This is a genomic window from Geodermatophilus sp. Leaf369 (assembly GCF_001424455.1).
Classification (GTDB): Bacteria; Actinomycetota; Actinomycetes; order Mycobacteriales; family Geodermatophilaceae; genus Klenkia.
In genome coordinates, this window is record NZ_LMQA01000002.1 from 333,302 (window position 1) to 354,364 (window position 21,063).

Below are 21,063 nucleotides of genomic sequence, written 5' to 3' on the forward strand. Positions count from 1 at the left end.
CTGCGGGCCCGGCGTGGTCCGGGTGATGATCGTCACGACCCACCCGGACAGTCCCACTGGAGTGACGTGACCGCCCTGCCCGCACCGCCCGCCCCCACGAGCCCGGTCATCGGCCTGCGCAAGGAGCGCGAGGTGCTCACCGTCGCGCTGCGGACCAACCGGCACGTGGTCCTCGAGGGCCCGCCCGGCACCGGCAAGTCGACGCTGCTGCGCTCGATCGCCGCCGACGTCGGCACCGAGGTGGTCTTCGTCGAGGGCAACGCCGAGCTCACCCCCGCCCGGCTGGTGGGCCAGTACGACCCGTCGGCGGTGATGACCGACGGGTACGTGCCCAGCAGCTTCACCGACGGGCCGCTGCTGACCGCGATGCGCGGTTCGGGCCTGCTCTACCTCGAGGAGCTGAACCGGATCCCCGAGGAGACGCTGAACGTCCTCATCACGGTGCTCACCGAGGGCGAGATCGCCGTCCCCCGGCTCGGCCGGGTGCGCGCGGCCAGCGGGTTCCGGCTCATCGCGGCGATGAACCCCTTCGACGCGATCGGCACCGCCCGGGTCGGTCAGGCCATCGCCGACCGGATGTGCCGGGTGGTCCTGGGCTACCAGGGGCCCGACGCCGAACGGGCGATCGTCGGGCAGGTGACCGGCGGGGACCCCGCGTCCATCGGCTTCTCGGTGCGGATGGTGCGGGCCACCCGGGAGCACCGCGACCTGCGGATGGGCTCCTCGGTGCGCGGTGCGATCGACCTGGTGATGCTGCTGGGTGGTCTCCTGGAGATCCGCGGGGGCGGTGGCCTGGGTGCCGACGGCGCCCGGGAGACCGCCCGGGACGCCGCGCACGCCGCGTTGTCGGGCCGGGTCAAGGTCGTCGACGGCGTCGAGCGGACCCCGGAGTCGGTGATCGACGCGATCCTGGACGACGTCTGGCCGGCCGAGGGGCCACCGCCGGAGGAGGACCCGGGGGACTCCGAGGGGTCCGAGCAGCAGCAGGGCGACCCGGGAGCGGCCGACCCAAAAGGGGGCGGCCCGCAGGCTGACCAGCCTGCGGGCCCCGAGTCCGCCAGCTCCGCCCGTCGGGAGTCCTCGGCCAGCCGGCGGCAGAACCCCCGCCAGCAGATGCAGCAGCAGCACGAGGCCTTCGACGACGTGAGCCCGGAGGTGGGCGAGCTCGACGAGGAGGCCTTCGCCTCGCTGATGGCCGAGGACCCCGACGCCGCGGCGGCGCTGCTGGCCGACCTCGCGCTGGCCACCGACCGGGAGCTGCGGGACGCGGCCCGGCGGCTGGCCTCGCGGGTGTTCATCCAGGTCGGCCGGGTGGGCAGCACGCGCAACCGGGGCACCCGGCGGCTGGTGCCCAACCGGCGGGCCGACGGCGACCTGGACCTCGACCGCACGCTGGACCGCTGGACCGGGCAGTGGCCCCCGGCCACCGAGGACCTGGTCACCCGCACCTGGACCGGGCACCGCCGGGCGGTCTGCCTGGTGGTGGACCACTCCGGGTCGATGAACGGGCTGGGCGTGGCGATCGCGGCGATCGCCGCGGCCGGGGTGGTGCTGGCCGCGGACGAGAAGCTGGAGACCAGCGTGATCAGCTTCGCCGGCGCGGTCACCGAGCTGCAGGCGCTGGGGCAGCGCCGTCCGCCGGAGGACCTGGTCGGTCAGCTGGTCACGCTGCGCGGGCACGGCATGACCGACCTGGCGGCCGCCCTGCGGGCTGCCCGGACCCAGCTCACCCCGGCGGTGTCCGACGAGCGCGTGGTCGTGCTGCTCTCGGACTGCCTGCACACCACCGGCGCCCCGCCGGAGACGGCGTTGGCCGGCATCGACCGGTTGCACGTGCTCTGCCCGCTGCCCACCGAGGAGGCCGAGGCCGCGGCCCGGGCGCTGGCCGCCCGCGGGGCCGGTCGGGCCGAGATGGTGCGCAGCGTGCTGGACATCGGCCCGGCGCTGACCCGGCTGCTGGGTTAGGCCGGGGTGCCCGTCGCCGCGGCGACCTGGTCGAGGAACCGGGTCACCGCGGCCGGGTCCTGCCCGCGTTCCCACCCCAGCGTGCTGGGCCGCTGCGCCCGGTCGTGCCAGAAGTGCTCCCCCGTCGAGGGCGGTCGGGTGGCGACCAGCCACACGGTGGTGTCCGCGCCCTCGGCGGCGGTGCGCAGCAGCGGACCGACCGCCTTCCCGAACCCCGGCAGCGAGCTTGTCACCCCCGCGGTGTCCACCCAGCCGGGGTGGGTGCTCTCCACCCGGACCCGCCGGCCGGCGAGCCGGTCGGCCCAGCGGGCGGCGAGCACGACCTGCATCCGCTTGGTCCGCGCGTAGGCCCGCACCCCGCTGTACTCCCCGGTGCGGAACTCGAGGTCGTCGTCGCGGAGCCTCGCGCCGTACATGCCGCCCGAGGACATCCAGACGACGCTGGACGCGTCGTCGACCAGCGTGTCGGCCAGCAGCGAGGTCATCAGGTGCGGCCCGAGCACGTGGACGGCCAGGGTCGTCTCGTGGCCCTGGGCGGTCTCGCTGCGCTCGGCGGGCAGCGCCCCGGCGTTGTGCACCAGCCCGTGCAGCGCGCCGACCCGGCCGGTGAAGCCGGCGGCCCAGGTGCGGACGGCGTCCAGGTCGCCGATGTCGCAGACCTCGGCCTCGACGTCGGCGCCGGCGTGCTCGGCGCGCAGCCGCGCGACCAGTGCCTGCGTCTTGTCCCCGTTGCGGCCCAGTACGTGCACCGCGGCGCCGAGGGCCAGGAACCCGTCGACCATGGCCTCGCCGATGCCCGAGGTGGCCCCGGTGACCAGCACCCGCTTCCCGGCCAGCGCCCCGGCCGGGGGGTCGGCGGGCCACCAGCGGTGGCGCAGCGCCGGGCCGAGCCGGCTGTACCCGGGGACGACGAGCCGGTCGAGGGCGGCGTCCAGCAGGCGGGCGGGGGCGGGGGGTCGACGCACCCGGTCAGGGTCCCAGCGTCAGGTCAGGGCAGCAGCCCGAGGGAGCGGGCGCGGACGACGGCCTCGTGGCGGGTGTGCGCGTCCAGCTTGGCCATCGCCGCGGCGAGGTAGCTCTTGACCGTCTCCGGGCGCACCGAGAGCCGGCGGGCGCTCTCGGCGTTGGAGCAGCCCAGCGCCACCTGGGCGAGCACGTCGGTCTCCCGCGCCGACAGCGCCACCGCCGGCGGAGACGGGCGCCCGCCGCCGCCCAGGGCGGCGAGCCGGGAGCACGCTGCGTGCACCCGCTCGCGCAGCGCGTCGTCGGTGAGGGCCGCGGCGACCAGGCGCAGGTCGGAGTGCACCGCCCGGACCTCCTCCAGCGACGCGGCGTCGTGACCGCCGGGGTGCGGGCCCACCGCGGAGGCCTCCAGCATGGCCACCCGCCGGTCCACCTCGTCGCGCACCGCGAGCTCGGCGGCCATCCGGCCGGCGGCCCGGGTGAGGGAGTCGCGCACCCGGTCGCCCACCGAACCCGGTTCCCGGCTGGCCGCGTAGACCACCGCCCGCGCAGCGCCGCGGACCAGCACGGGGGTGGCGACGACGGTGCACAGGCCCTCGGCGAGCACCGGGCCGTCGTAGTCGTGGGTGATGCCCCGGGCCAGGCCGTAGTCCTCCACGGCGTGCAGCCGGCCCTCGGTGAGCACCCGGCCGCCCAGGCCGGCCCCGGCGACCACGGCGAGCCCGCGCAGGTGTGCGGTCCGGGTGCCGCGCAGCTCGGTGATCCGCACCGCGTCCCGGCCGCTGGCGGCGAGGTGGGGCTGCACCTGGCCGCCGAAGGCGATCGGCAGCCCGGAGGTCCCGGCGACCTCCCGGAGGACGGCGCGCAGGGCGTCCCGGTCCGGCGGACGCAGTGCGGCGGCCCTCGGGGTGGTCATCGTCGTCCCCAGCTCGTGCGCACCGGCCTCCGTCCCCCTGCCGCGGGGTGACCCCCGTCACCCCACTGGACCACGTCCGGGACGGCGGGGCAACGGTGGGCGGCACCGGGTGCCACGTCGCTGCAACCCCCGTGACCAGCGGATCCCCGGTCGCAGGTCCAGGATCGGCAGACGTGCCGACCATCCTGCTCGTGGACGACGAGGCCGCGATCACCGACAACCTGGCGCCGTTCCTGCAGCGCAGCGGGTTCGACGTGGTCGTCGCCGCCGACGGGGACCAGGCGCTGGCCCGGGTGGCCGACGCCGCGCCGGACCTCGTGGTGCTCGACGTCCTCATGCCCGGGCGGGACGGGCGCGCGGTGCTGCGCCGGGTGCGCGAGGACGGCGGGACGGTGCCGATCATCCTGCTGACCCAGGTGGGGGAGTCGGGGGAACGGACGATGGCCCTGGAGGAGGGCGCCGACGACTACCTCAACAAGCCCTTCGACCCGCACGAGCTGGTCGCCCGCATCCGGGCCGTGCTGCGACGCGGCGCCTCGGTGGGCCCGTCGTTGGCCAGTGCCTCGCGGCTGCGCAGCGGCGCGCTGGTGCTGGACCGGGTGTCGCAGCGGGTGCTGCGGGACGGCGCGGAGGTCGTGCTGACCCCGCGGGCGGTGACCCTGCTGGCCTACCTCATGGCGCACCCCGAGGAGGCGGTCTCCCGGGAACGCCTGCTGGAGCAGGTGTGGGGCTGGTCCTTCCACAGCAGCACCCGCACGGTGGACACCCGGGTCGCCGAGCTGCGGCGGGCGCTCGAGCGGGACTCGGCCCGGCCGCAGCTGGTGGTCACCGTGCCCGGCGAGGGCTACCTGTTCCGCGGCGACGTGGTGGCCGGCTGATGGGCGGGGAGCGGTGGTACCTGTCGGCGTACCCGCGGGACTGGGTGCTGGCGGTCGGGGGTCTGCTGGGCGCCGTCGTCGTCCTGGTGCTGGTCGTGGCCCTGCTCCGCGACCGGCGGGGCCGGCGTCGGCTGGCCGAGCAGGCCGAGGCCACGGCGCGCGACCGGCGGCTGCTGCTGTCCCGGCTGGACCACGAGCTGAAGAACCCGCTGACCGCGATGCGGGCGGCCACCGCGAACGTCAGTGCCGGCCCGGGGGAGGGGCGGGAGGCGGCGGTGCGCACCATCGAGGACCAGGTGCTGCGGCTGAGCCGGCTCACCGCCGACCTGCGCAAGATCGCCGACGTCGAGGGCAGTCGGCTGGACCGTCGACCGGTCGACCTGACCGAGATAGTCGAGGAGACGGTGGACGCCGCGCGCGACCTGCCCGGGGTGGCCGAGCGGGAGCTGACGGTGGACCTCCCGCGGGCGCCCTGGCCGCTGCCCGTCGTCGTCGGGGACGCCGACCTGCTGGCCCTCGCGGTGTGGAACCTGCTGGACAACGCGGTGAAGTACACCCCGGCCGGCGGGCGGGTGGAGGTGCGTGCACGGGAGACGACCGGGCACGTGGTGCTCGAGGTGGCGGACACCGGGCAGGGCATCGCGGCCGAGGACCTGCCCCAGGTGTGGGACGAGCTCTACCGCAGCCCGGCAGCGCGGACGGTGCCCGGCAGCGGGCTGGGGCTCCCGCTCGTGCGCGCCGTCGTCGAGCGGCACGGTGGTCGGGTCGGGGTGGAGAGCCGGTTGGGCAGCGGCACCGTGGTGCGGGTGTCGCTGCCCACCGGTGGGCCAGGGAGCGGTCAGGCCGCGCCGTAGGCGTCCTGGGTGATGGTCCCGGCGTCGCAGACCGGCCCGGCCGGCCACGAGACCGACAGCGCGTCGGTCTCGTCGGGCGGGATGACGCTCAGCCGGCCGGGGGTCGCCTCGCAGTCGCCCGTGGTGGGCTCGTTCCCGGTGGGGACGACCGTCCAGGTGATCAGCGCCGCCACCGCCTGCCCGGGCTGCAGGGTCACGGTGCGGGGCGTGACGGCGTCCGAGCGCACCTGGGTGGTGGGCAGCGCCGAGCCGTCCTGTCCGATCAGGCCGAGCCCGCCGTAGCCGTACACGGTGCAGGTCTCGCCCCCGCTGTTGGTCAGCGTGAGGGTGGCGCCCCGGGTGCCGGCGGCGGAGTCGCCCTGGACCAGGGACCCCGACAGCTCGCTGGTGTGGCAACGGTCGGGGCCGCCCGCGGTGGTCGGGTCCGCGCCGCTGGGCTCCGGGGCCGCGGTCGCGGTGGGGGCCGCGGTGGTGGCCGCGGTGGCCGCGGGTGCGCTGGTGGCGGTGCCGGCGCTGCTCGTGCTGGTGGTGCTCGTGCTGGGACGGGTGCTCGTGCCGGCCGCTGCGGCGTCGCCCGTGCCACCGAGGAAGGAGCAGGCGGTGAGCGCGAGCCCCCCGGCGAGGAGGACGGGCAGGGCCAGGCGTGTCGTTCGTGCGGTCATGACCATCATGTTGCCCCGCGCAACCATGCTTCTCACCTGCACGGACGTCACCATCGGGGAACGGCGTGTGACCGTTCGGTGACGTCCGTGCCGGTGCGGAGGTCAGCTCTTCCTGGCGGTGAGGCCCTCGAGGACCGACGCGGGGCGCTGCTGCTCGCCGGCGAAGGAGCTGACGACGACCAGGGCGCCGGTCAGGGCCGGGATGACCCACTGCAGCTTGTCCAGCTGGAGCTGTGCGGACGCGGCGTCGGCCGACGTCTTCTTCGAGGGCTTCGTGCCCGAGGAGCTGGGCGCGCGGCCTGCCGAGGTCTTCTGGCCGAGCACCCGGCTGTAGCCGGTGACACCGAGCGCGGCGATGGTCAGCACCGACTTGACGGTGGACATCGTGGCGACGCCCTGCTGGTTCTTCAGCCGGTCACGGTTGCCGCGCAGCTGGCCGACGCTGCCGATCAGGTGGGCGCCGATGGCGACGGCGTTGACCGGGGTCCAGCGGTCCCAACCGGCGTTGGCGACGTCGCCGACGGACTGGGCGTCGCCGGCCTCGGCGGCCGCGGCGTTGAGTGCGACGGCGTTGGCGAGCGTGCCGCCGAACCAGGCGGCCAGGCCGACGTCGTGGAGCGAGCGGGACAGGGTGTTGCGGGCCATGGTGGCTCCAGACGGTGTGGCGAGTGTGTAAATGCCGCTTACCCCGGTGGCCCCCAGGTTCAGACCGGATCCACCGACAGGAGTTCGCCGGGTTGGCAGCCGAGTGCGTCACACACCGCGGTGAGCGTGCTGAACCGCACGGCGCGGGCCCGGTCGTTCTTGAGCACCGACAGGTTCACGACCGACACCCCGGCGCGCTGGGAGAGCTCGACCAGCGTCATGCCGCGGGCGGCGAGCAGCCGGTCGAGGTGGCAGCGGACCCGGTGGCCGGCGTCCTCGTCCTCGGGCTGGGTGCGGCTCACACCAGGCCGTCGACGTCGCGGGCCTGGCGGGCACCGCGGCGGAAGACCTCGGCGACGGCGAGGAGCAGCAGCAGGCCGAACCAGGTGACCGGCAGGGAGCTGCTGTCGACGGCGGGCTCGAGCCCGGCGGGGGAGCCGGACAGCTGCAGGGCGTCCATGGAGGCGGTGCGCACGACCTGGGGGGTGATCCACGAGTACACCGCCCACAGGACGGCGACGACGACCAGCAGCCGGGCGTTGCTGCGCTGGAAGGGGTGCTCGGTGTGCAGGGTCCACAGCACGCGGCTGAGCGCCAGGGCAGCGAGCCCGCCACAGAGGAAGGGCATGCCGACCCCCAGGTTGATCAGCAGGCGGGTGCCGACGGGCAGGTCCTCGGTGGTCAGCTGCACGGCGATCTGGTACCCGGCGAGGCTCAGGTCGTCGGGCAGCTGCAGGCTGTCGTCCAGCGCGAGCCGTGTCTGGTTGGACAGGGTGACCACGGTGTTCGCGGAGTCGGTCGTGACCGCACGGACGAGCAGGATGGCCGTTGCGGCGCAGGCCAGGGTGCCGATCAGGATCAGCAGGATGCTGAGGGCGCGGGAGGACCGCGGACCCAGGAGCGGCCGCGCCGCCTGTCGGTCGGCGCTCACACCAGCCCCGCCAGCTCGCGGGTCTGCCGGCTGCCCTGGGCGAACGCAGCGGCGACGGCCAACACCAGCAGGGTCAGCAGCAGTGCGGTCCACGGCACCTCGAGGCCGGGGCGGAACGGGCCGTCGAGCAGGTCGACCCGGTCGAGCAGCACCCAGGCGGTCGCGTCCTCGACCAGCGGGGCGGCGACGGCACCGACGAACACGGTGCCGGCGACGAGGGTCAGCCGTGCGCCGGGGCGGCCGGCGAACGGGGTGCCGGCGTGGATGCCGGTCATCACCGACCGCAGGGCGAGGGCGCCGACGACCAGCCACGAGCACACCAGCACGATCCCGAGGACGGCGAACAGCCGCAGGCCCAGCGGGAGGCCGGCGACCTGGACGACCGTGCTGGCCTCGCCGGAGAACGTGGTGACACCGGCCGGGACGGCGACGTCGACCGCGCCGACCACGGGCACCCGGGCCTCTCCGTCGTCCCCCAGTGCAGCGCCGAGGACGACGGCCAGGCCGACGACCGTGGCCACCGAGGCCACGACGAGGAGCAGGGTGCCCGCAATGCCGGCCGACCGTGGGCCGGTGAGGTGTCGTCGCATGAAGGCACCATAACGACAGTCGATGGCATCGACAATCGTTGTGTCGACGCGACCGGGTCCGGACGTGCGACGACCCCGGACGCCAGCACCGCGTCCGGGGTCGTCGGGTCAGGTGGTCAGCTGCGCACGGAGCGCTTGCCGGTCACGCTCTCGGCGACACCGATGAGCAGGACGGCCGCGACGATGGCGACGATCGCGCCGATGACGTTGAGCTCGGTGAACCGGCCGGTGCCCAGCAGGGTGGCGACGACGCCACCGATCAGCGAACCCACGATGCCCAGGCCGAGGGTGGCGAGGATCGAGAGGTTCTGCTTGCCGGGCTTGATCAGCCGGGCGACAGCGCCGACGACGAGGCCGAAGACGAGGAAGCCGATGATGCCCATGGTGGTGCTCCAGGTGTGAGGTGATCACCCGACGGTCTGCCGCCGGACGGGCACCCGGTACCCCGGCCGGACCCCGCATAACCCCACCCGCCTGCACCGATCCCGTCGTGCACCCCTGGGTCGCCCCGCCGCTCAGAAGGGCGGTGGGTCGTCCGCGGGGTCCACCACGGGCGCGGGCAGCACGGGGACCGCGGTCTCCAGGGGGTGGAGGAGGTCGTCGGGTCGGAGCCGGTGGTGGGTGCCCGGGGGTGCGCTGGTCCGGGTGATCCCACTGGGGGTGGTGACGGAGAGCCGTCCGTCGGGGGTCATGGAGTAGCGCCAGCCGGGGGCGTGGGTCTTGAGGCGGTGGTGGCGTCGACACAGGTTGCAGAGGTTGTCGCAGGACGTGGGTCCGCCGTCGTGGAAGGCGATGACGTGGTCGGCGTCGGTGAACCGGGCCGGTCTCTGGCAGCCGGGGTGGCGGCAGGTGCGGTCGCGGGCGTCGATGAACCGGTTCTGTGCAGGGGTGGGCCGGTAGGCGTCGGTGGGCGGTGGCGCGTCGAGGACGGCGCAGTCGCAGGACACATCTGTCCCCTGGTGCTCTGTGCACCCCCTGCGGGCCAGGTGTCTGAGCTGGTGCGGGGTCACGACGGCTCGCAGTGCCCCGGTGTCGGGGTCGGTGAGGGCGACGTCGACGCCGCCACCCGGTGGGACCTGGAGGCCGGTGGCGGTGCAGAACCCCAGCTGGGTGAGGAGTTCCCGGAGGTGGGTGGCGGTGATGGGCTGGTTGGCGACCCGGCCGCACTCAGATGGCGCATCGGGGTCTGGCTGGTCGGCGCGTGGGTCGTCGACCAGGCTGGGCAACGGGGCGAACAGCGTCAAGTGCGCCGTGACCGGCTCCCGGGAGGCGTCCCACGGCCTCAGGATCAGATCGGTCGCAACCAGCGCCCGGAGTTCCCCGATCGGGCGGGTGTCCCCAGCCGCTTTGCGCATCCGGGCGTACGTGTCGCAGGTGTCCCACGACGCGGCCGCGACCTCGGTGGGCATCCGCACGACGAAGTCGGCGAACCCGTCTGCGGGGTTGCGGACCACCACGTCGGTGAGCTTCTTGGCTGCCTTGCGCCGCCGGTCGGAGGCCTCGGAGTCGTACTGCAGCAACAACGCCGCAGCCCGCTCCCGCAGCCGGTACGGGCCCTCCCCGGCGACCGCCCACTGCAACGCCTCCCGCTCGACGGCGGCCACGATCTCGGCGTCCACCGCCGGGGCCTGCCAACCCAGGGCCTTCACCAGGGCGTGCGCCCGCGGCTCGTCGATGCGGCCCTCGGCCAGGGCGTGCCAAGTGTCGATGAGCTGCTCGCGCAGCACCAGGGAGAAGTTGGCCAGGGTGTCCGCCCGCATCCGCGACGTGCCCAACACCGTGGCCAGCTCGTCGGTGAAGAACTCCGTCACCCCGTTGAACGTCCGCCCGGACCCCCAGCCCTCGACCTTCGCGGCCGGGTCGTCGGGGTTCAGGTCCCACAGGTCTGGCCGCACGTCGGCGAACCGCTTCACCACATCGGCCCGGAAGGCCGCCAGCTGGGAGTCCGCGTCGGCGAGGGCCTGCAGGGCGGAAGCGCAGGCTGCGTCGTCCCAGTGCGACACGTCCACGATCTCGGACAGGCGGGTCCGCCGACGGGTCACCCCAGGAGGCAGGTCCTCGTCCGGCCACGGGTCGGGCGCGGCCAGGGACGCACTCACCCCTACTTCCCACCGCAGCCCCGTCTCCATGACACGAAGCTAGCGGTGGGGTCTGACAGAAACGGGGTCCGAACTGGCCGTCCCGGCAGGACTTTCCTCCGCGACGGTGCGGCCGCGCCGAGTGACGGAAGGGGGACTCAGCGAGAGGGTTGGCCCCGTGGTCGATGGTGCGGTCCGTCAGCGCCGACGGGCTCCGGTGAGCCCACGGACGTGGGCGCCCCGAGGGCGGCTGAGCAGGCGATCGGTCGTACGAGAGACCCGCCCTCCGTAGTCCTGCAGGAGTACCCGAAGACCGTCCCGCGGGCTGACGCCGGCGACTCCGCAGCCGAGCACCATGGACACCGTGATCGAACTCCGCGGGTTGACCAAGCGCTACGGCGCGAAGACGGCTGTCGACGACCTGACCGTGACGGTGCGACCGGGGGTGGTGACCGGGTTCCTGGGGCCGAACGGGGCCGGGAAGTCCACGACCATGCGCATGGTGCTCGGGCTGGACCGCCCCACCGCCGGCACCGCGCTGGTCAACGGCAAGCACTACGCCGAGCACCGTGACCCGCTCCGCCAGGTCGGGGCACTGCTGGAGGCCCGGGCCCTGCACCCCGGCCGCACCGCCCGGGCCCACCTGCAGGCCCTGGCTGCGACGGCCGGGATCCCGAAGCAGCGGGTGGAGACCGTGCTCGAGCTGGCCGGCCTGACCAGCGTCGCCGGCAAGCGGGTCGGCGGCTTCTCCCTCGGCATGGGCCAGCGGCTCGGCGTCGCCACCGCGCTGCTGGGCGACCCGGCCACCGTGGTGCTCGACGAGCCGGTGAACGGCCTGGACCCCGACGGCGTGCTGTGGATCCGCACCCTCGCCCGGGGGCTGGCCGCCGAGGGCCGCACCGTCTTCTTCTCCTCCCACCTCATGGCCGAGATGTCGGTGACCGCCGAGCACCTGGTCGTGATGGGCCGCGGCCGGCTTGTCGCCGACGTGTCCACCGCGGAGTTCATCCGCCGGGCCGGCGGGGACGCCGTCCGGGTGCGCAGCCCCCGCGCGACCGAGCTCGCGGGCCTGCTGGCCGGCGCCGACGTCACCGTCGAGTCCCCCGAACGCGGCCTGCTGCTGGTCACCGGCCTGACCGCCGAGACCGTCGGCGACCGGGCCGCCGAGTCCGGGATCGCCCTCCACGAGCTCGCGCCGGTCCAGGCCTCGCTCGAGGAGGCCTTCATGGCCCTCACCCACGACGACCGCGAGTACCGCACCCAGGAGCAGCCGGCATGACCACCACCGCCCCCGAGACGACGACGACGGGCGGCGCCGCCGGCCTGCTCCGCGGCGAGTGGGTGAAGACCCGCTCCCTGCGTTCCACGTGGAACGTGCTGCTGGGTGCCCTGGTCGCGATGGTGCTGCTCGGCCTGCTGTTCACCAGCACCGCCGACACCGGCGGTCCCGGCGGCGACGGCGGCGGCCCGCCCAGCGTCGACTTCTCCCTGCCGCTGACCCTCAGCCTGGCCGGCTACAACCTGGCCCAGCTGGCCCTCGGTGTGCTCGGCGTCCTGCTGGTGACCGGCGAGTACACCTCCGGGACCATCCGCAGCACCTTCGCCGCCACCCCCAAGCGCTGGCCCGTCGTGCTCGGCAAGGCCGCGGTGCTGGGCGCGCTCGTGCTCGTCGCCTCGCTGGTCGCGGCCTTCGCCTCCTACGCGGTGGGCGCTGCCGTCACCGACGGCATGCCCGGGCTCGGTGAGGACGGCGTCCTTCGGGTTGTCGTGGGGACGGCGCTCTACCTGACCGCGATCGCCGTGCTGGGCACGGCGCTGGGCTGGCTGCTCCGCTCCACCGCCGGCGCGGTCGCCGTGCTGTTCGGCCTGGTCTTCCTGCTGCCGGTCCTCGGTCAGCTCCTGCCCGCCAGCTGGGGCCCGGACCTCGTCCGCTGGCTCCCCGGCCAGGCCGGCGGGCAGCTGCTGCAGCTGACGCCGGTCCCGGGCGAGTTCACGCCGTGGGTCGGGTTCGCCGTCCTGGTCGGCTACGTGGTCGTCGGACTGGCCGCCTCGGTCGTCCGGCTGCGCAGCCGGGACGTGTGACCGGGGCGCAGGCGCGGCGGCACGGCACGATCGACGTCGTGTCCCCGCGCCTGCGCCTCGTCGTCCCGGTCCTCGGGCTGGCGCTGCTGAGCCTGGGGCCGCTGGTCCGGCTGGGCATCGGACCCACCGAGGTGGTCGTCTCGCTGCTGCTGTGGCTGCCCGCACTGGCCCGCCGCCGCGCGCCGCTGGCCGGGCTCGCCGCCGCAGCTGCGCTGCTCGGGGCCTTCTGGGTCTCCCGGGGCCTCGCCCCGGAGGCGCTGCTCCCAGCCGGGCTGGTGCTGTTCTGGCTGCTCGCCGTGGTGGCCGAGCACCGGCCCACCCGGGAGGTGGTCGCCGGCGCGGTGCTCGTCGCGGCTCTGCCGGTGACCGTCGCGGTCGTGGCGTTCGCCGGCCAGCCCGGCGGGCAGAGCGTCGTGCCGTTGACCGCGCTGACGGTGCTGGCCCTCGTCGTCGGCCGGAACCGGCGCACCCGGACGTCGCTGATGCAGGCGCTGGAGGACCGGGCCCACCGCGCCGAACGCGAACGCGACGCCCGGGACAGGGTGGCCGTCGCCGACGAGCGCGCCCGGATCGCCCGCGAGGTGCACGACGTCGTGGCGCACAACATCTCGGTGATGACCGCGCTGGCCGACGGCGCCGGCTACGCGATGGACGCCGGTGCCACCGGCCCGGCCCGGCAGGCGGTGGGGCAGGTGGCCAGCACCGGCCGGGAGGCGATCGCGGAGATGCACCGGCTGCTGGGCGTGCTGCGCGCGGACGGGGCAGCGGTCGCCGACGCCCCGACCCCCGGCCTGGACCAGCTCGACCGGCTCGTCGAGCAGGTCCGGGCGGCGGGGCTCGCCGTCACCGTGACCGTCACCGGCAGCCCGTCGCAGCTGCCGGCCACCGCGCAGCTCGCCGTCCACCGGTTGGTCCAGGAGGCCCTGACGAACACCCTCACCCACGCCCGGGACGCCCGCACCGCGCGGGTCGGGCTCACCTGGACGCCCGGGTCGCTGGAGGTCGAGGTGCGCGACGACGGCCGGGGGACGACGCCCCGCCCGGACCCCGACCGCGCGTCCGGGCACGGCCTGGTCGGCATGCGGGAGCGGTTCGGCGCGTGGGGCGGCTCGGTCGAGACCGGGCCGGGCGAGCACGGCGGCTGGCGCGTGCGGGCCGCCCTCCCGCTGACGCCGGCGGGTGCTGCGTGACCACCGTCCTGCTCGTCGACGACGAGCCGCTGGTCCGGGTCGGGTTCGGCATGGTGCTCGACGCCCAGCCCGACCTCCAGGTCGTCGGCCAGGCCGGGGACGGCGCCGCCGCCGTGACCCTGGCCCGCGACCTGCGGCCCGACGTCGTCCTGATGGACGTGCGGATGCCGGTGCTGGACGGCGTCCAGGCCACCGCGCAGATCGTCGCCGCCGGGCTGCCCAGCCGGGTGCTCGTGCTCACCACCTTCGACCTCGACGAGCACGCCTTCTCCGCGCTGCGCGCCGGGGCCAGCGGCTTCCTGCTCAAGAACACCGAGCCCGCCGACCTGCTCGCCGCGATCCGCACCGTCGCCCGCGGGGACGCCGTGGTCTCCCCGCGGGTCACCCGCCGGCTGCTGGAGACCTTCGCCGCGGGGCTCCCGTCCGGGGCGACCGGGCGGGACACCCGGCTCGACGTGCTCACCGACCGCGAGCGGGAGGTGCTCGGACACGTCGCCCGCGGGCTGTCCAACGCCGAGATCGCCGCCCACCTGGTGCTCTCGGAGCTGACGGTGAAGACCCACGTCGGCCGGATCCTGGCCAAGACCGGGTTGCGGGACCGCACCCAGGCCGCGGTGCTCGCCTACGAGGCGCGGCTGGTCACCCCGGGGTGAGACCGGCTCACCCGCGCGGATGAACCCCGCCGGGACGGCTGCACGACCGGCGCGACAAGGCCGAAGTTCCCGGTGATGCGTGCCACGGGGGCACCGGGCGGGGAGATCGATGTCGACGCTGGACGACGAGGTGGCGGTGCCGCTCCAGGAGCGCGCCCGGGCCTCCCGCTGGCGGGTGCTGGCCACCGTGCTCGGCACCCTGGCCGTCATCGTCGCCGAGTTCCTGCTGCTGGACGGCGTGTACACCCGGGCCACCCCGGTCGCCGACCAGCGGGTCGTGGTCGCCCAGCTGGTCGGTGAGGCCGCCGCCGCGATGCCCGTCGACCTCCCCCTGTTCGCCACCGACCTCGACCGTGCCGCCGCGGAGCTGCAGGCCCTGGACGCACCTGCCGACCGGGTCGCCGTCCTCAGCGCCGCCGCGGACGCCGTCCGTGGCGGGCCGGAGGCGTTGACCGGCGTCCGGAGCGAGCTCGACGTGCTGGCCACCGAACTCGACGACCGCGCCGCCACCCTCGACCTGCAGGCCTGGATCGCCTACGCCGTGATGCTGGTCGTCGCCTCGGTCGGCTGGATGGCCTGGTTCCGCCGGCTGGTGGCCCGGCACCGCCGGCTGCAGGCCGAGGTCACCGCCCAGCAGACCCTGGTCGCCTCCGAGAGCCGGCTGGCCAGCCTGGTGCGCAGCAGCGTCGACGTCATCGTCGTCCTCACCACCGACGGCCGGTTCGGCTACGCCACCGGGTCGGCCGCCCGGCTCTTCGACGCCCCGGTCGAGGAGCTGCTGGGTACGCCGGTGCACCAGCGGGTGCACCCTGCCGACGTCGAGCCGCTGGTGGCCCTGCTGGACGCCCGTCCCGACGGGGACCACCCGGTCGGCTTCCGGCTCACCCGGGCCGACGGCCGGGTGGCGCACGTCGAGGGCGTGCTGAGCAACCAGCTGGCCGACCCCGCCGTCGAGGGTCTGGTGCTCACCGTCCGGGACGTCACCGCCCGGGTCGAGCTGGAGCGCCAGCTCACCCACCAGGCACTGCACGACCCGCTCACCGGGTTGTCCAACCGCCGGCTGTTCGGTGACCGGCTCGAGCACGCCCTGCGCCGTCGAGCCGGGTCCACCCGGCGGCTGTCGCTGCTGTTCATCGACCTCGACGACTTCAAGGAGGTCAACGACCGCTTCGGCCACGAGGTGGGCGACGCCCTGCTGAGCGAGGTCGGCGCGCGGCTCGCCGGGCTGGCCCGCGACGGGGACACCGTCGCCCGGCTCGGCGGCGACGAGTTCGCGCTCCTGCTGGAGGACACCGACCTCGCCGACGCCCGCACGGTCGCCGCCCGGGTGCACGAGGTGCTCGCCGCCCCGGCGGTCGCCGCCGGCCACCACCTGGCCGTCCGCGCCAGCATCGGGCTGGCCGACGCCCCGCCCGAGGGCGCGTCCGGCGCGGACCTGCTGCGCAACGCCGACGTGGCGATGTACCTGGCCAAGGACGGCGGCAAGCACGGGACGGCGGTCTACGAGCCGGGCCTGCACTCCGCCGCGCTGGACCGGCTGCAGCTGCGCGCGGACCTGGAACGGGCGTTGCTGGCCGACGAGCTGGTGCTGCACTTCCAGCCCACCGTCGACCTCACCACCCCCGGCACCCCCACGGTGCAGGGGTTCGAGGCCCTGGTCCGCTGGCAGCACCCGGTGCGCGGGCTGCTCCCGCCCGGGGCCTTCGTGCCGCTGGCCGAGGAGTCCGGGCTGATCGTCGCGCTGGGCACCTGGGTCCTCGGCGAGGCCTGCCGGGCCGCGGTCACCCTCCAGCACCCCGACCGCCGACCGATCAGCATGTCGGTCAACGTCGCCGTCCCCCAGCTGACCGAACCGGGCTTCGTCGAGCTGGTCACCGGCACGCTGGCCCGCACCGGTCTCTCCCCGGACCGGCTGGTCCTGGAGATCACCGAGACCGCCGTGCTCGCCGGGGCCGACGTGGTCGCCCCGCTGCTGGCCCGGCTGCGCGCCGTCGGCGTGCGGATCGCGATCGACGACTTCGGCACCGGCTACAGCTCCCTGGCCCACCTGCGCGACCTGCCGGTCGACGTGCTCAAGGTGGACAAGTCCTTCGTCGACCACGTGGTGTCCTCCGAGCAGGGCGCCTCGCTGGCCGAGGCGATCATCGCGATGGGCCACTCCCTGCACCTGTCCACCGTCGCCGAGGGCGTCGAGGACGCCGGGCAGGCGGCCTGGCTGACCGCCGCCGGGGCCGGCTCCGGGCAGGGGTACCTGTGGTCACGCCCGGTCCCGCTGGACCAGGCGGCCCGGCTGCTCGAGGACCCCGTGGGGGCCCGCCTCCGCGGTTGACCGCCCGCCGGGGGTTCGCGGGCGCGTCCACCGGGCACCCTCCCGGCGTGGACGAGGGACTGGTGACGACGCCGGTGCCCGGCGACCTCGACGCCGCCTTCCTCGACGGTCGGCACCTCGATGACGCCTACCTCGTGCGACGCGCCCAACAGGGCAGCCCGGACGCCTTCGAGGTGCTCGTGGCCCGGCACCGCGACCAGGTCTACCGGGTCGCCCACCGGCTGGTCGGGGAGTCCGCGGCCGCCGAGGACGTCGCGCAGGACGCGCTGGTGTCCGCCTGGCGGGCGCTGCCCTCCTTCCGGGGGGACGCCGCGTTCAGCACCTGGCTGCACCGGATCACCACCAACGCCGCCCGCCAGCTGCTCACCCGCCGCCGGCCCGTCGACCCGCTCACCGGCGAGGAACCCGTGCCGCCGTCCGAGCACCCCGACGCCCAGGTGGTCGACGCCGAGCGCACCCGCGCCCTGCGGGCCGCCGTCCGTGCCCTGCCCTTCGACCAGCGTGCCGCCCTGGTGCTGGTCCAGTTCGAAGGCCTGTCCTACCTGGAGGCTGCCCGCGTGCTCGAGGTGTCCGAACCCACCCTCCGGGGCCGCATCGCCCGGGCCCGGCGCAGTCTGCTGGACACCATGCGGGGCTGGCAGTGACCGGCCCGGCGCGCGAGCTGGCCTGCGGCTGCAGCCTGGACGAGCTGCTTGCCCAGGTCGCCGACGGCGCCGACCCCGCCGACCCCGAGCACCAGCGGGCCTGCCCGCACTGCCGTGCCGCGCTGGCCGAGCTCGCCGAGCTGTGGGCCCCGGTGCGCACGCTGGAGGAGGAGCCCCCCGCCACGCCCGTCGGCCTGGACGCGAAGGTGATGGAACGGGTCAGCGCGATGGCCACGCACGCCTGGCACGCCGTCGTCCCCGAGCGGGACGGCGTCACCCGGGTGGCCGCCTGGGTGGTCGCCGTCGTCGCCCGCCGCGCCGCCCAGCGGGTCGAGGGCGTGCGGTCGGTGCGCGGGCAGGCCGCCCCGCCGCCGGCGGCGGTCGCCGCCGTGCGGGCCGAGTGGACCACCGGCCCGACGGCGGCGCAGCGGGCCGGGGCCATGGGCATCGGGGTGGCCGGACGACGGGTCGTGGTCACCGTGCAGCTCACCGTCGCCCCCGGCCACCCCCTGCCGCAGCTGGCCGAGGACGTCCGGCGCTCGGTCGTGGCCGGCGTCGGGGAGCTGACCGGGCTGGACGTCGTCGAGGTCGACGTGCACGTCGCCGACCTCGAGGAGGACGGTGTGAACCAGATCACCGGGGACGGCGCGTGAGGATCCCCCACGAGGGGACTCCTAGTTCCCGAGCGCACTTCCAGCGGCCCGTGCTCAGGGCCCCCAGCGAGAGGACGACGATGACCGAGTCGACCGCCAGCACCAGCACCAAGAGCACCACGAGCAGCAGCTCCACCGAACTGGTGTCGAGCCAGGGCAAGACCACCATCGCCGACACCGTGGTCTCCAAGATCGCCGGCATGGCGGCGCGTGAGGTCAACGGCGTGTACCGCCTCGGCGGCGGCGCGGCCCGCGCCTTCGGCGCCATCCGTGAGCGCATCCCGGGCTCCGGTGGCACCAACGTCTCCCAGGGTGTCTCGGTCGAGGTCGGGGAGACCCAGGCCGCGATCGACATCGACGTGGTCGTCGAGTACGGCGTCGCGATCGCCGACCTCGCCGCCGGCATCCGCCGCAACGTCATCCAGAGCCTGCAGCAGATGACCGGCCTGGAGGTCGTCGAGGTCAACATCTCCGTCGACGACATCCACCTGCCCTCCGACGAGTCCTCCTCCGAGGACGAGCAGCCCGCACCCAGCCGGGTCCAGTGACCTCCCCGGGCCGCACGCTCGTCGCCGGAGTCGACCCCGAGGTCGTCGCGGCGGCAGTGCTCGCGTGCCCGGCGGTCGCCCGGCTGTCCGGGGGCGCCTTCGGTGCCGCCGCGACGTACCTGCCGGGCCGGCGGGTGACCGGCGTCGTCGTCCGTGAGGACGCCGCCGGCGGTCTCGCCGACCTGGCCGTGCACGTCGTCGCCCACTACGGGACGCCGATGACCGAGGTCGCCGGCCAGGTCCGGGCCGCCGTCGCGGCGGCCGCGCCGGGCGCACGCACCGACGTGCACGTCGACGACGTCGCGCTGCCCGGTGACCCGGAGCCCGAGGACGACCCCGCGGACGACACGCCGTGACCACCCCCGGACGCACGCCCGGCACCGACCGCGCCCAGCGGGCGGCCGAGCGGGCGTTCGTCCGGGCGCACCACCCCGACGTCGGCGGCGACCCGGAGGCCTTCGCCACCGGGCTCGCCGCCCTCCGGGCCCGGCACGCCGGCGGCACCGCCTCCGCCCCCCGCGGCCCGGTGACCGTCGTGGTGACCCGCCGGCTGCGCACCGCGCCGCTGCGGGCACTCCGCCGCTGGCGCAAGGCACGCACGAGCGCCCGGCGCTCGACCCGCCTGCGCTGAGAGCCCCCACCACCCCCGTCGCACCGGAGTCCCGGTACGACCCTCGTCCAAGGAGTCAGACCATGCGTCCCAGCACAGTCGGCCTCGTCGTCGGGATGGTGCTCGGCCTCGCCGGCGCCTTCGGCGGCTTCGGTGCCTTCGTCCTCGTCGCCGTCCTCGCCGCGATCGGCTTCGCCGCCGGCAAGGTCCTCGAGGGCCAGCTCGACCTGTCCTCGCTGATGAACTCGGCGAGCGACCGCGCCCGCCGAGACCGGTGAGCACGCCGACCACGGCGGACCCCGCACCGGCGGGCGACCGCCCCGAGCTCGCCGAGCCCGGTGAGCGCGGGCGGACGACCATCGCCGACCGCGTCGTCGAGCGGATCGCCTCCGCCGCCGCCGCCGAGGTGGACGCCGCCACCGGCAGCCCCCGCCGCGTCCTCGGTGTCGCGGTGAGCGGCGCCGACAAGCCCCGGGTCAGCGCCCGGGTGCACGGCGAGGAGGCCACCGTCGACATCACCATGTCCGTCGCCTGGCCCGCCCCCGTCCGGCAGGTCACCCGCCGCGTCCGCGAGCACGTCGGCGAGCGGCTCACCACCCTGGTCGGGCTGCGCAGCGCGCGGGTCGACGTCCGGGTGGCCGCGCTGACCGTCGAACACACCCCCGAACAGAAGAGGGTCCGCTGATGCGCACCGTGGACCGCGTGCTCGCCCTGGTCCTGGGCCTGGCCGGCCTCGCCCTGGGCATCGTCGTCGTCGCCGAGGTCGTGCAGGGCCTGCTCGGCCGTCCCGGGCACCTGCTGGTGCCCTACGAGGGCGTCGCGACCTGGCTGCGCGAGCACACCTGGGCCAGCGGCGCCGTGCTGACGATCTCGATCGTCGTCGGCGTCGTCGGGCTGCTGCTGCTCGTGCTCGAGCTCAAGCCCCGTCGCAAGACGCTGCTGGTGGTGCAGGGCGAGGACGACGACGTCGTCACCGCCATCTCCCGCACCGGTGTCGGCCGCGCCCTCGAGCAGTCGGTCTCCGGGCTGGCCGGGGTCGACTCGACCCGCTCCACCGTCACCTCCCGCAAGGCCACGCTCGTCGTCCGCACCCCGTTGCGGCAGAGCGCCGAGCTGGACGCGCAGGTCCGCGAGCGGGCCGGCTCGGCCCTGGCCGGTCTCGGCCTGGCGTCGGCCCCGTCCCTCTCGATCGACCTCCAGGAGGTGTCGGCATGAGCGCCTCCGCCCTCGCACCGGTCACCCGCACCCCCGGCGCGGTGCGCACCAACCGCGCGGTGCTGATCGTGCTCGGCCTCCTGCTGCTGGCCCTCGGCGTCCTCGGGACGCTGCTGGGCCTGGGCGTCCTCGGCTCGGCGCAGGCCGACCGCACGGTCGTCGACGCCGCCGTCGACGACGTCGCCCGGATGGGCTGGTTCTGGCCGGTCGTCGGGGTCGTCGCGTTGCTGATCGCCGTCCTCTCGGCCCGCTGGCTGGTCGCCCAGGCCAAGACCGACCGGTTGAGCCGGATCCGGCTCGACGACGACCAGCAGACCGGGCGCACGCTGATCGACGGGTCGGCGATCACGCACGCCGTCGAGGACGAGGTCGGCGACCTGCCCGGGGTGACCCGGGCCTCGGCGCACCTGTCCGGCAGCCCGTCGGCACCCTCGCTGCACCTGCGGGTGAAGCTGGACGGCCGAGTCGACCCGGCACAGGTGCACCGCGCGGTGACCGGGACGACGCTCCCGCACCTGCGACAGGCCCTGGAGCTGGACCGGCTGCCCACCCGGGTCGAGCTGGACATCCCCCGGGAGAACGCCCGCTCGCTGGGCTGAGCCCGGCCCCCGACGACCCCCGGTCCCCCACGGACCGGGGGTCGTCGCGTCGGCGGGC

Annotated in this window: 26 protein-coding genes; 17 read left to right on the forward strand and 9 right to left on the reverse strand. The window is 75.4% G+C overall.

Annotated elements, in window-relative coordinates:
• Nucleotides 1-66 precede the first annotated feature (66 nt).
• Entirely contained in the window at nucleotides 67-1,965 is a 1,899-nt protein-coding gene (locus ASG36_RS21530; RefSeq protein ID WP_082523004.1) for a MoxR family ATPase, read from the forward strand.
• Here the strand turns inward: ASG36_RS21530 and ASG36_RS10435 are convergent.
• A complete protein-coding gene (locus tag ASG36_RS10435; RefSeq protein WP_055763525.1) occupies nucleotides 1,962-2,930 on the reverse strand; it encodes an SDR family NAD(P)-dependent oxidoreductase in 969 nt (322 codons plus the stop codon). The two genes, ASG36_RS21530 and ASG36_RS10435, sit on opposite strands and share 4 nt — an antisense overlap.
• Before the next feature lie 23 nt (nucleotides 2,931-2,953).
• Entirely contained in the window at nucleotides 2,954-3,844 is an 891-nt protein-coding gene (locus ASG36_RS10440) for a LuxR C-terminal-related transcriptional regulator (RefSeq protein ID WP_055763526.1), read from the reverse strand.
• Between the two features lie 173 nt (nucleotides 3,845-4,017).
• On the opposite strand from ASG36_RS10440, the gene ASG36_RS10445 reads away from it, so the two are divergent.
• Both ASG36_RS10445 and ASG36_RS10450 read left to right on the forward strand, forming a co-directional pair.
• Complete coding sequence (locus tag ASG36_RS10445) at nucleotides 4,018-4,722, forward strand: response regulator transcription factor (protein ID WP_055763528.1); 705 nt, start codon at nucleotides 4,018-4,020, stop codon at nucleotides 4,720-4,722.
• Nucleotides 4,722-5,576 (forward strand): sensor histidine kinase KdpD, encoded by an 855-nt coding sequence (locus ASG36_RS10450; protein ID WP_055763530.1) that lies wholly within the window; start codon nucleotides 4,722-4,724, stop codon nucleotides 5,574-5,576. The genes ASG36_RS10445 and ASG36_RS10450 overlap by 1 nt, the downstream gene beginning before the upstream one ends.
• Here ASG36_RS10450 and ASG36_RS10455 read toward each other — a convergent pair.
• The 7 genes from ASG36_RS10455 to ASG36_RS10485 all read right to left on the reverse strand — a co-directional run bounded on the left by ASG36_RS10455 (nucleotide 5,561) and on the right by ASG36_RS10485 (nucleotide 10,503).
• Nucleotides 5,561-6,238, reverse strand: coding sequence for a DUF4232 domain-containing protein (locus ASG36_RS10455; RefSeq protein ID WP_162245187.1), 678 nt, complete (start codon nucleotides 6,236-6,238; stop codon nucleotides 5,561-5,563). The genes ASG36_RS10450 and ASG36_RS10455 overlap by 16 nt on opposite strands.
• 102 nt (nucleotides 6,239-6,340) lie before the next feature.
• Nucleotides 6,341-6,883, reverse strand: a complete 543-nt coding sequence (locus ASG36_RS10460) for a hypothetical protein (RefSeq protein ID WP_055763534.1) — start codon at nucleotides 6,881-6,883, stop codon at nucleotides 6,341-6,343.
• 59 nt (nucleotides 6,884-6,942) lie between these two features.
• Nucleotides 6,943-7,185, reverse strand: a complete 243-nt coding sequence (locus ASG36_RS10465) for a helix-turn-helix transcriptional regulator (protein WP_055763535.1) — start codon at nucleotides 7,183-7,185, stop codon at nucleotides 6,943-6,945.
• Complete coding sequence (locus tag ASG36_RS10470) at nucleotides 7,182-7,814, reverse strand: DUF2975 domain-containing protein (protein ID WP_055763538.1); 633 nt, start codon at nucleotides 7,812-7,814, stop codon at nucleotides 7,182-7,184. Before ASG36_RS10470 ends, ASG36_RS10465 begins: the two co-directional genes overlap by 4 nt.
• Complete coding sequence (locus ASG36_RS10475; protein WP_055763540.1) at nucleotides 7,811-8,404, reverse strand: hypothetical protein; 594 nt, start codon at nucleotides 8,402-8,404, stop codon at nucleotides 7,811-7,813. The genes ASG36_RS10470 and ASG36_RS10475 overlap by 4 nt, the downstream gene beginning before the upstream one ends.
• Nucleotides 8,405-8,520: 116 nt before the next feature.
• A complete protein-coding gene (locus ASG36_RS10480) occupies nucleotides 8,521-8,787 on the reverse strand; it encodes a GlsB/YeaQ/YmgE family stress response membrane protein (protein WP_200944431.1) in 267 nt (88 codons plus the stop codon).
• Between the two features lie 132 nt (nucleotides 8,788-8,919).
• Nucleotides 8,920-10,503: an HNH endonuclease signature motif containing protein gene (locus ASG36_RS10485; protein WP_157498758.1), complete on the reverse strand. Its 1,584-nt coding sequence runs from the start codon at nucleotides 10,501-10,503 to the stop codon at nucleotides 8,920-8,922.
• A gap of 343 nt (nucleotides 10,504-10,846) precedes the next feature.
• On the opposite strand from ASG36_RS10485, the gene ASG36_RS10490 reads away from it, so the two are divergent.
• The 14 genes from ASG36_RS10490 (at nucleotide 10,847) to amaP (ending at nucleotide 21,005) form a co-directional block, all read left to right on the forward strand.
• Nucleotides 10,847-11,761 carry an ATP-binding cassette domain-containing protein gene (locus tag ASG36_RS10490; protein ID WP_055764934.1) on the forward strand — a complete coding sequence of 305 codons (915 nt, stop codon included), beginning with the start codon at nucleotides 10,847-10,849 and terminating at the stop codon, nucleotides 11,759-11,761.
• On the forward strand, nucleotides 11,758-12,564 hold the full coding sequence (locus ASG36_RS10495) for an ABC transporter permease subunit (RefSeq protein ID WP_055763543.1): 807 nt from the start codon (nucleotides 11,758-11,760) through the stop codon (nucleotides 12,562-12,564). The genes ASG36_RS10490 and ASG36_RS10495 overlap by 4 nt, the downstream gene beginning before the upstream one ends.
• Before the next feature lie 38 nt (nucleotides 12,565-12,602).
• Nucleotides 12,603-13,754 (forward strand): sensor histidine kinase, encoded by a 1,152-nt coding sequence (locus ASG36_RS10500; protein ID WP_157498759.1) that lies wholly within the window; start codon nucleotides 12,603-12,605, stop codon nucleotides 13,752-13,754.
• Complete coding sequence (locus tag ASG36_RS10505; protein ID WP_082523005.1) at nucleotides 13,751-14,407, forward strand: response regulator transcription factor; 657 nt, start codon at nucleotides 13,751-13,753, stop codon at nucleotides 14,405-14,407. Before ASG36_RS10500 ends, ASG36_RS10505 begins: the two co-directional genes overlap by 4 nt.
• Nucleotides 14,408-14,516: 109 nt before the next feature.
• Entirely contained in the window at nucleotides 14,517-16,736 is a 2,220-nt protein-coding gene (locus tag ASG36_RS10510; RefSeq protein WP_055763547.1) for a bifunctional diguanylate cyclase/phosphodiesterase, read from the forward strand.
• A gap of 47 nt (nucleotides 16,737-16,783) precedes the next feature.
• Nucleotides 16,784-17,380 (forward strand): RNA polymerase sigma factor, encoded by a 597-nt coding sequence (locus ASG36_RS10515; RefSeq protein WP_162245188.1) that lies wholly within the window; start codon nucleotides 16,784-16,786, stop codon nucleotides 17,378-17,380.
• Entirely contained in the window at nucleotides 17,377-18,033 is a 657-nt protein-coding gene (locus ASG36_RS10520; RefSeq protein WP_055763551.1) for an Asp23/Gls24 family envelope stress response protein, read from the forward strand. Before ASG36_RS10515 ends, ASG36_RS10520 begins: the two co-directional genes overlap by 4 nt.
• Nucleotides 18,034-18,113: 80 nt before the next feature.
• The gene (locus tag ASG36_RS10525) at nucleotides 18,114-18,581 is read left to right on the forward strand and encodes an Asp23/Gls24 family envelope stress response protein (protein WP_055763553.1); all 468 of its coding nucleotides are present in this window, start codon (nucleotides 18,114-18,116) and stop codon (nucleotides 18,579-18,581) included.
• Entirely contained in the window at nucleotides 18,578-18,937 is a 360-nt protein-coding gene (locus ASG36_RS10530) for an Asp23/Gls24 family envelope stress response protein (protein ID WP_055763554.1), read from the forward strand. Before ASG36_RS10525 ends, ASG36_RS10530 begins: the two co-directional genes overlap by 4 nt.
• Nucleotides 18,934-19,212, forward strand: a complete 279-nt coding sequence (locus tag ASG36_RS10535; protein WP_055763556.1) for a hypothetical protein — start codon at nucleotides 18,934-18,936, stop codon at nucleotides 19,210-19,212. Before ASG36_RS10530 ends, ASG36_RS10535 begins: the two co-directional genes overlap by 4 nt.
• A 62-nt stretch (nucleotides 19,213-19,274) precedes the next feature.
• Complete coding sequence (locus ASG36_RS10540; protein ID WP_055763558.1) at nucleotides 19,275-19,469, forward strand: hypothetical protein; 195 nt, start codon at nucleotides 19,275-19,277, stop codon at nucleotides 19,467-19,469.
• The gene (locus tag ASG36_RS10545; protein ID WP_055763560.1) at nucleotides 19,466-19,876 is read left to right on the forward strand and encodes an Asp23/Gls24 family envelope stress response protein; all 411 of its coding nucleotides are present in this window, start codon (nucleotides 19,466-19,468) and stop codon (nucleotides 19,874-19,876) included. The genes ASG36_RS10540 and ASG36_RS10545 overlap by 4 nt, the downstream gene beginning before the upstream one ends.
• Nucleotides 19,876-20,406, forward strand: a complete 531-nt coding sequence (locus ASG36_RS10550; protein ID WP_055763563.1) for a DUF6286 domain-containing protein — start codon at nucleotides 19,876-19,878, stop codon at nucleotides 20,404-20,406. The genes ASG36_RS10545 and ASG36_RS10550 overlap by 1 nt, the downstream gene beginning before the upstream one ends.
• Entirely contained in the window at nucleotides 20,403-21,005 is a 603-nt protein-coding gene (gene amaP / locus ASG36_RS10555; RefSeq protein WP_055763565.1) for an alkaline shock response membrane anchor protein AmaP, read from the forward strand. The genes ASG36_RS10550 and amaP overlap by 4 nt, the downstream gene beginning before the upstream one ends.
• Nucleotides 21,006-21,063 lie beyond the last annotated feature (58 nt).

Coding starts and splice junctions, on each gene's coding strand:
- amaP (WP_055763565.1), top strand. CDS start 20,403: ATGAGCGCCTCCGCCCTCGCACCGGTCACCCGCACCCCCGGCGCGGTG.
- ASG36_RS10455 (WP_162245187.1), bottom strand. CDS start 6,238: ATGACCGCACGAACGACACGCCTGGCCCTGCCCGTCCTCCTCGCCGGG.
- ASG36_RS10460 (WP_055763534.1), bottom strand. CDS start 6,883: ATGGCCCGCAACACCCTGTCCCGCTCGCTCCACGACGTCGGCCTGGCC.
- ASG36_RS10525 (WP_055763553.1), top strand. CDS start 18,114: ATGACCGAGTCGACCGCCAGCACCAGCACCAAGAGCACCACGAGCAGC.
- ASG36_RS10440 (WP_055763526.1), bottom strand. CDS start 3,844: ATGACCACCCCGAGGGCCGCCGCACTGCGTCCGCCGGACCGGGACGCC.
- ASG36_RS10450 (WP_055763530.1), top strand. CDS start 4,722: ATGGGCGGGGAGCGGTGGTACCTGTCGGCGTACCCGCGGGACTGGGTG.
- ASG36_RS10550 (WP_055763563.1), top strand. CDS start 19,876: ATGCGCACCGTGGACCGCGTGCTCGCCCTGGTCCTGGGCCTGGCCGGC.
- ASG36_RS10495 (WP_055763543.1), top strand. CDS start 11,758: ATGACCACCACCGCCCCCGAGACGACGACGACGGGCGGCGCCGCCGGC.
- ASG36_RS10510 (WP_055763547.1), top strand. CDS start 14,517: ATGTCGACGCTGGACGACGAGGTGGCGGTGCCGCTCCAGGAGCGCGCC.
- ASG36_RS10540 (WP_055763558.1), top strand. CDS start 19,275: ATGCGTCCCAGCACAGTCGGCCTCGTCGTCGGGATGGTGCTCGGCCTC.
- ASG36_RS10475 (WP_055763540.1), bottom strand. CDS start 8,404: ATGCGACGACACCTCACCGGCCCACGGTCGGCCGGCATTGCGGGCACC.
- ASG36_RS10480 (WP_200944431.1), bottom strand. CDS start 8,787: ATGGGCATCATCGGCTTCCTCGTCTTCGGCCTCGTCGTCGGCGCTGTC.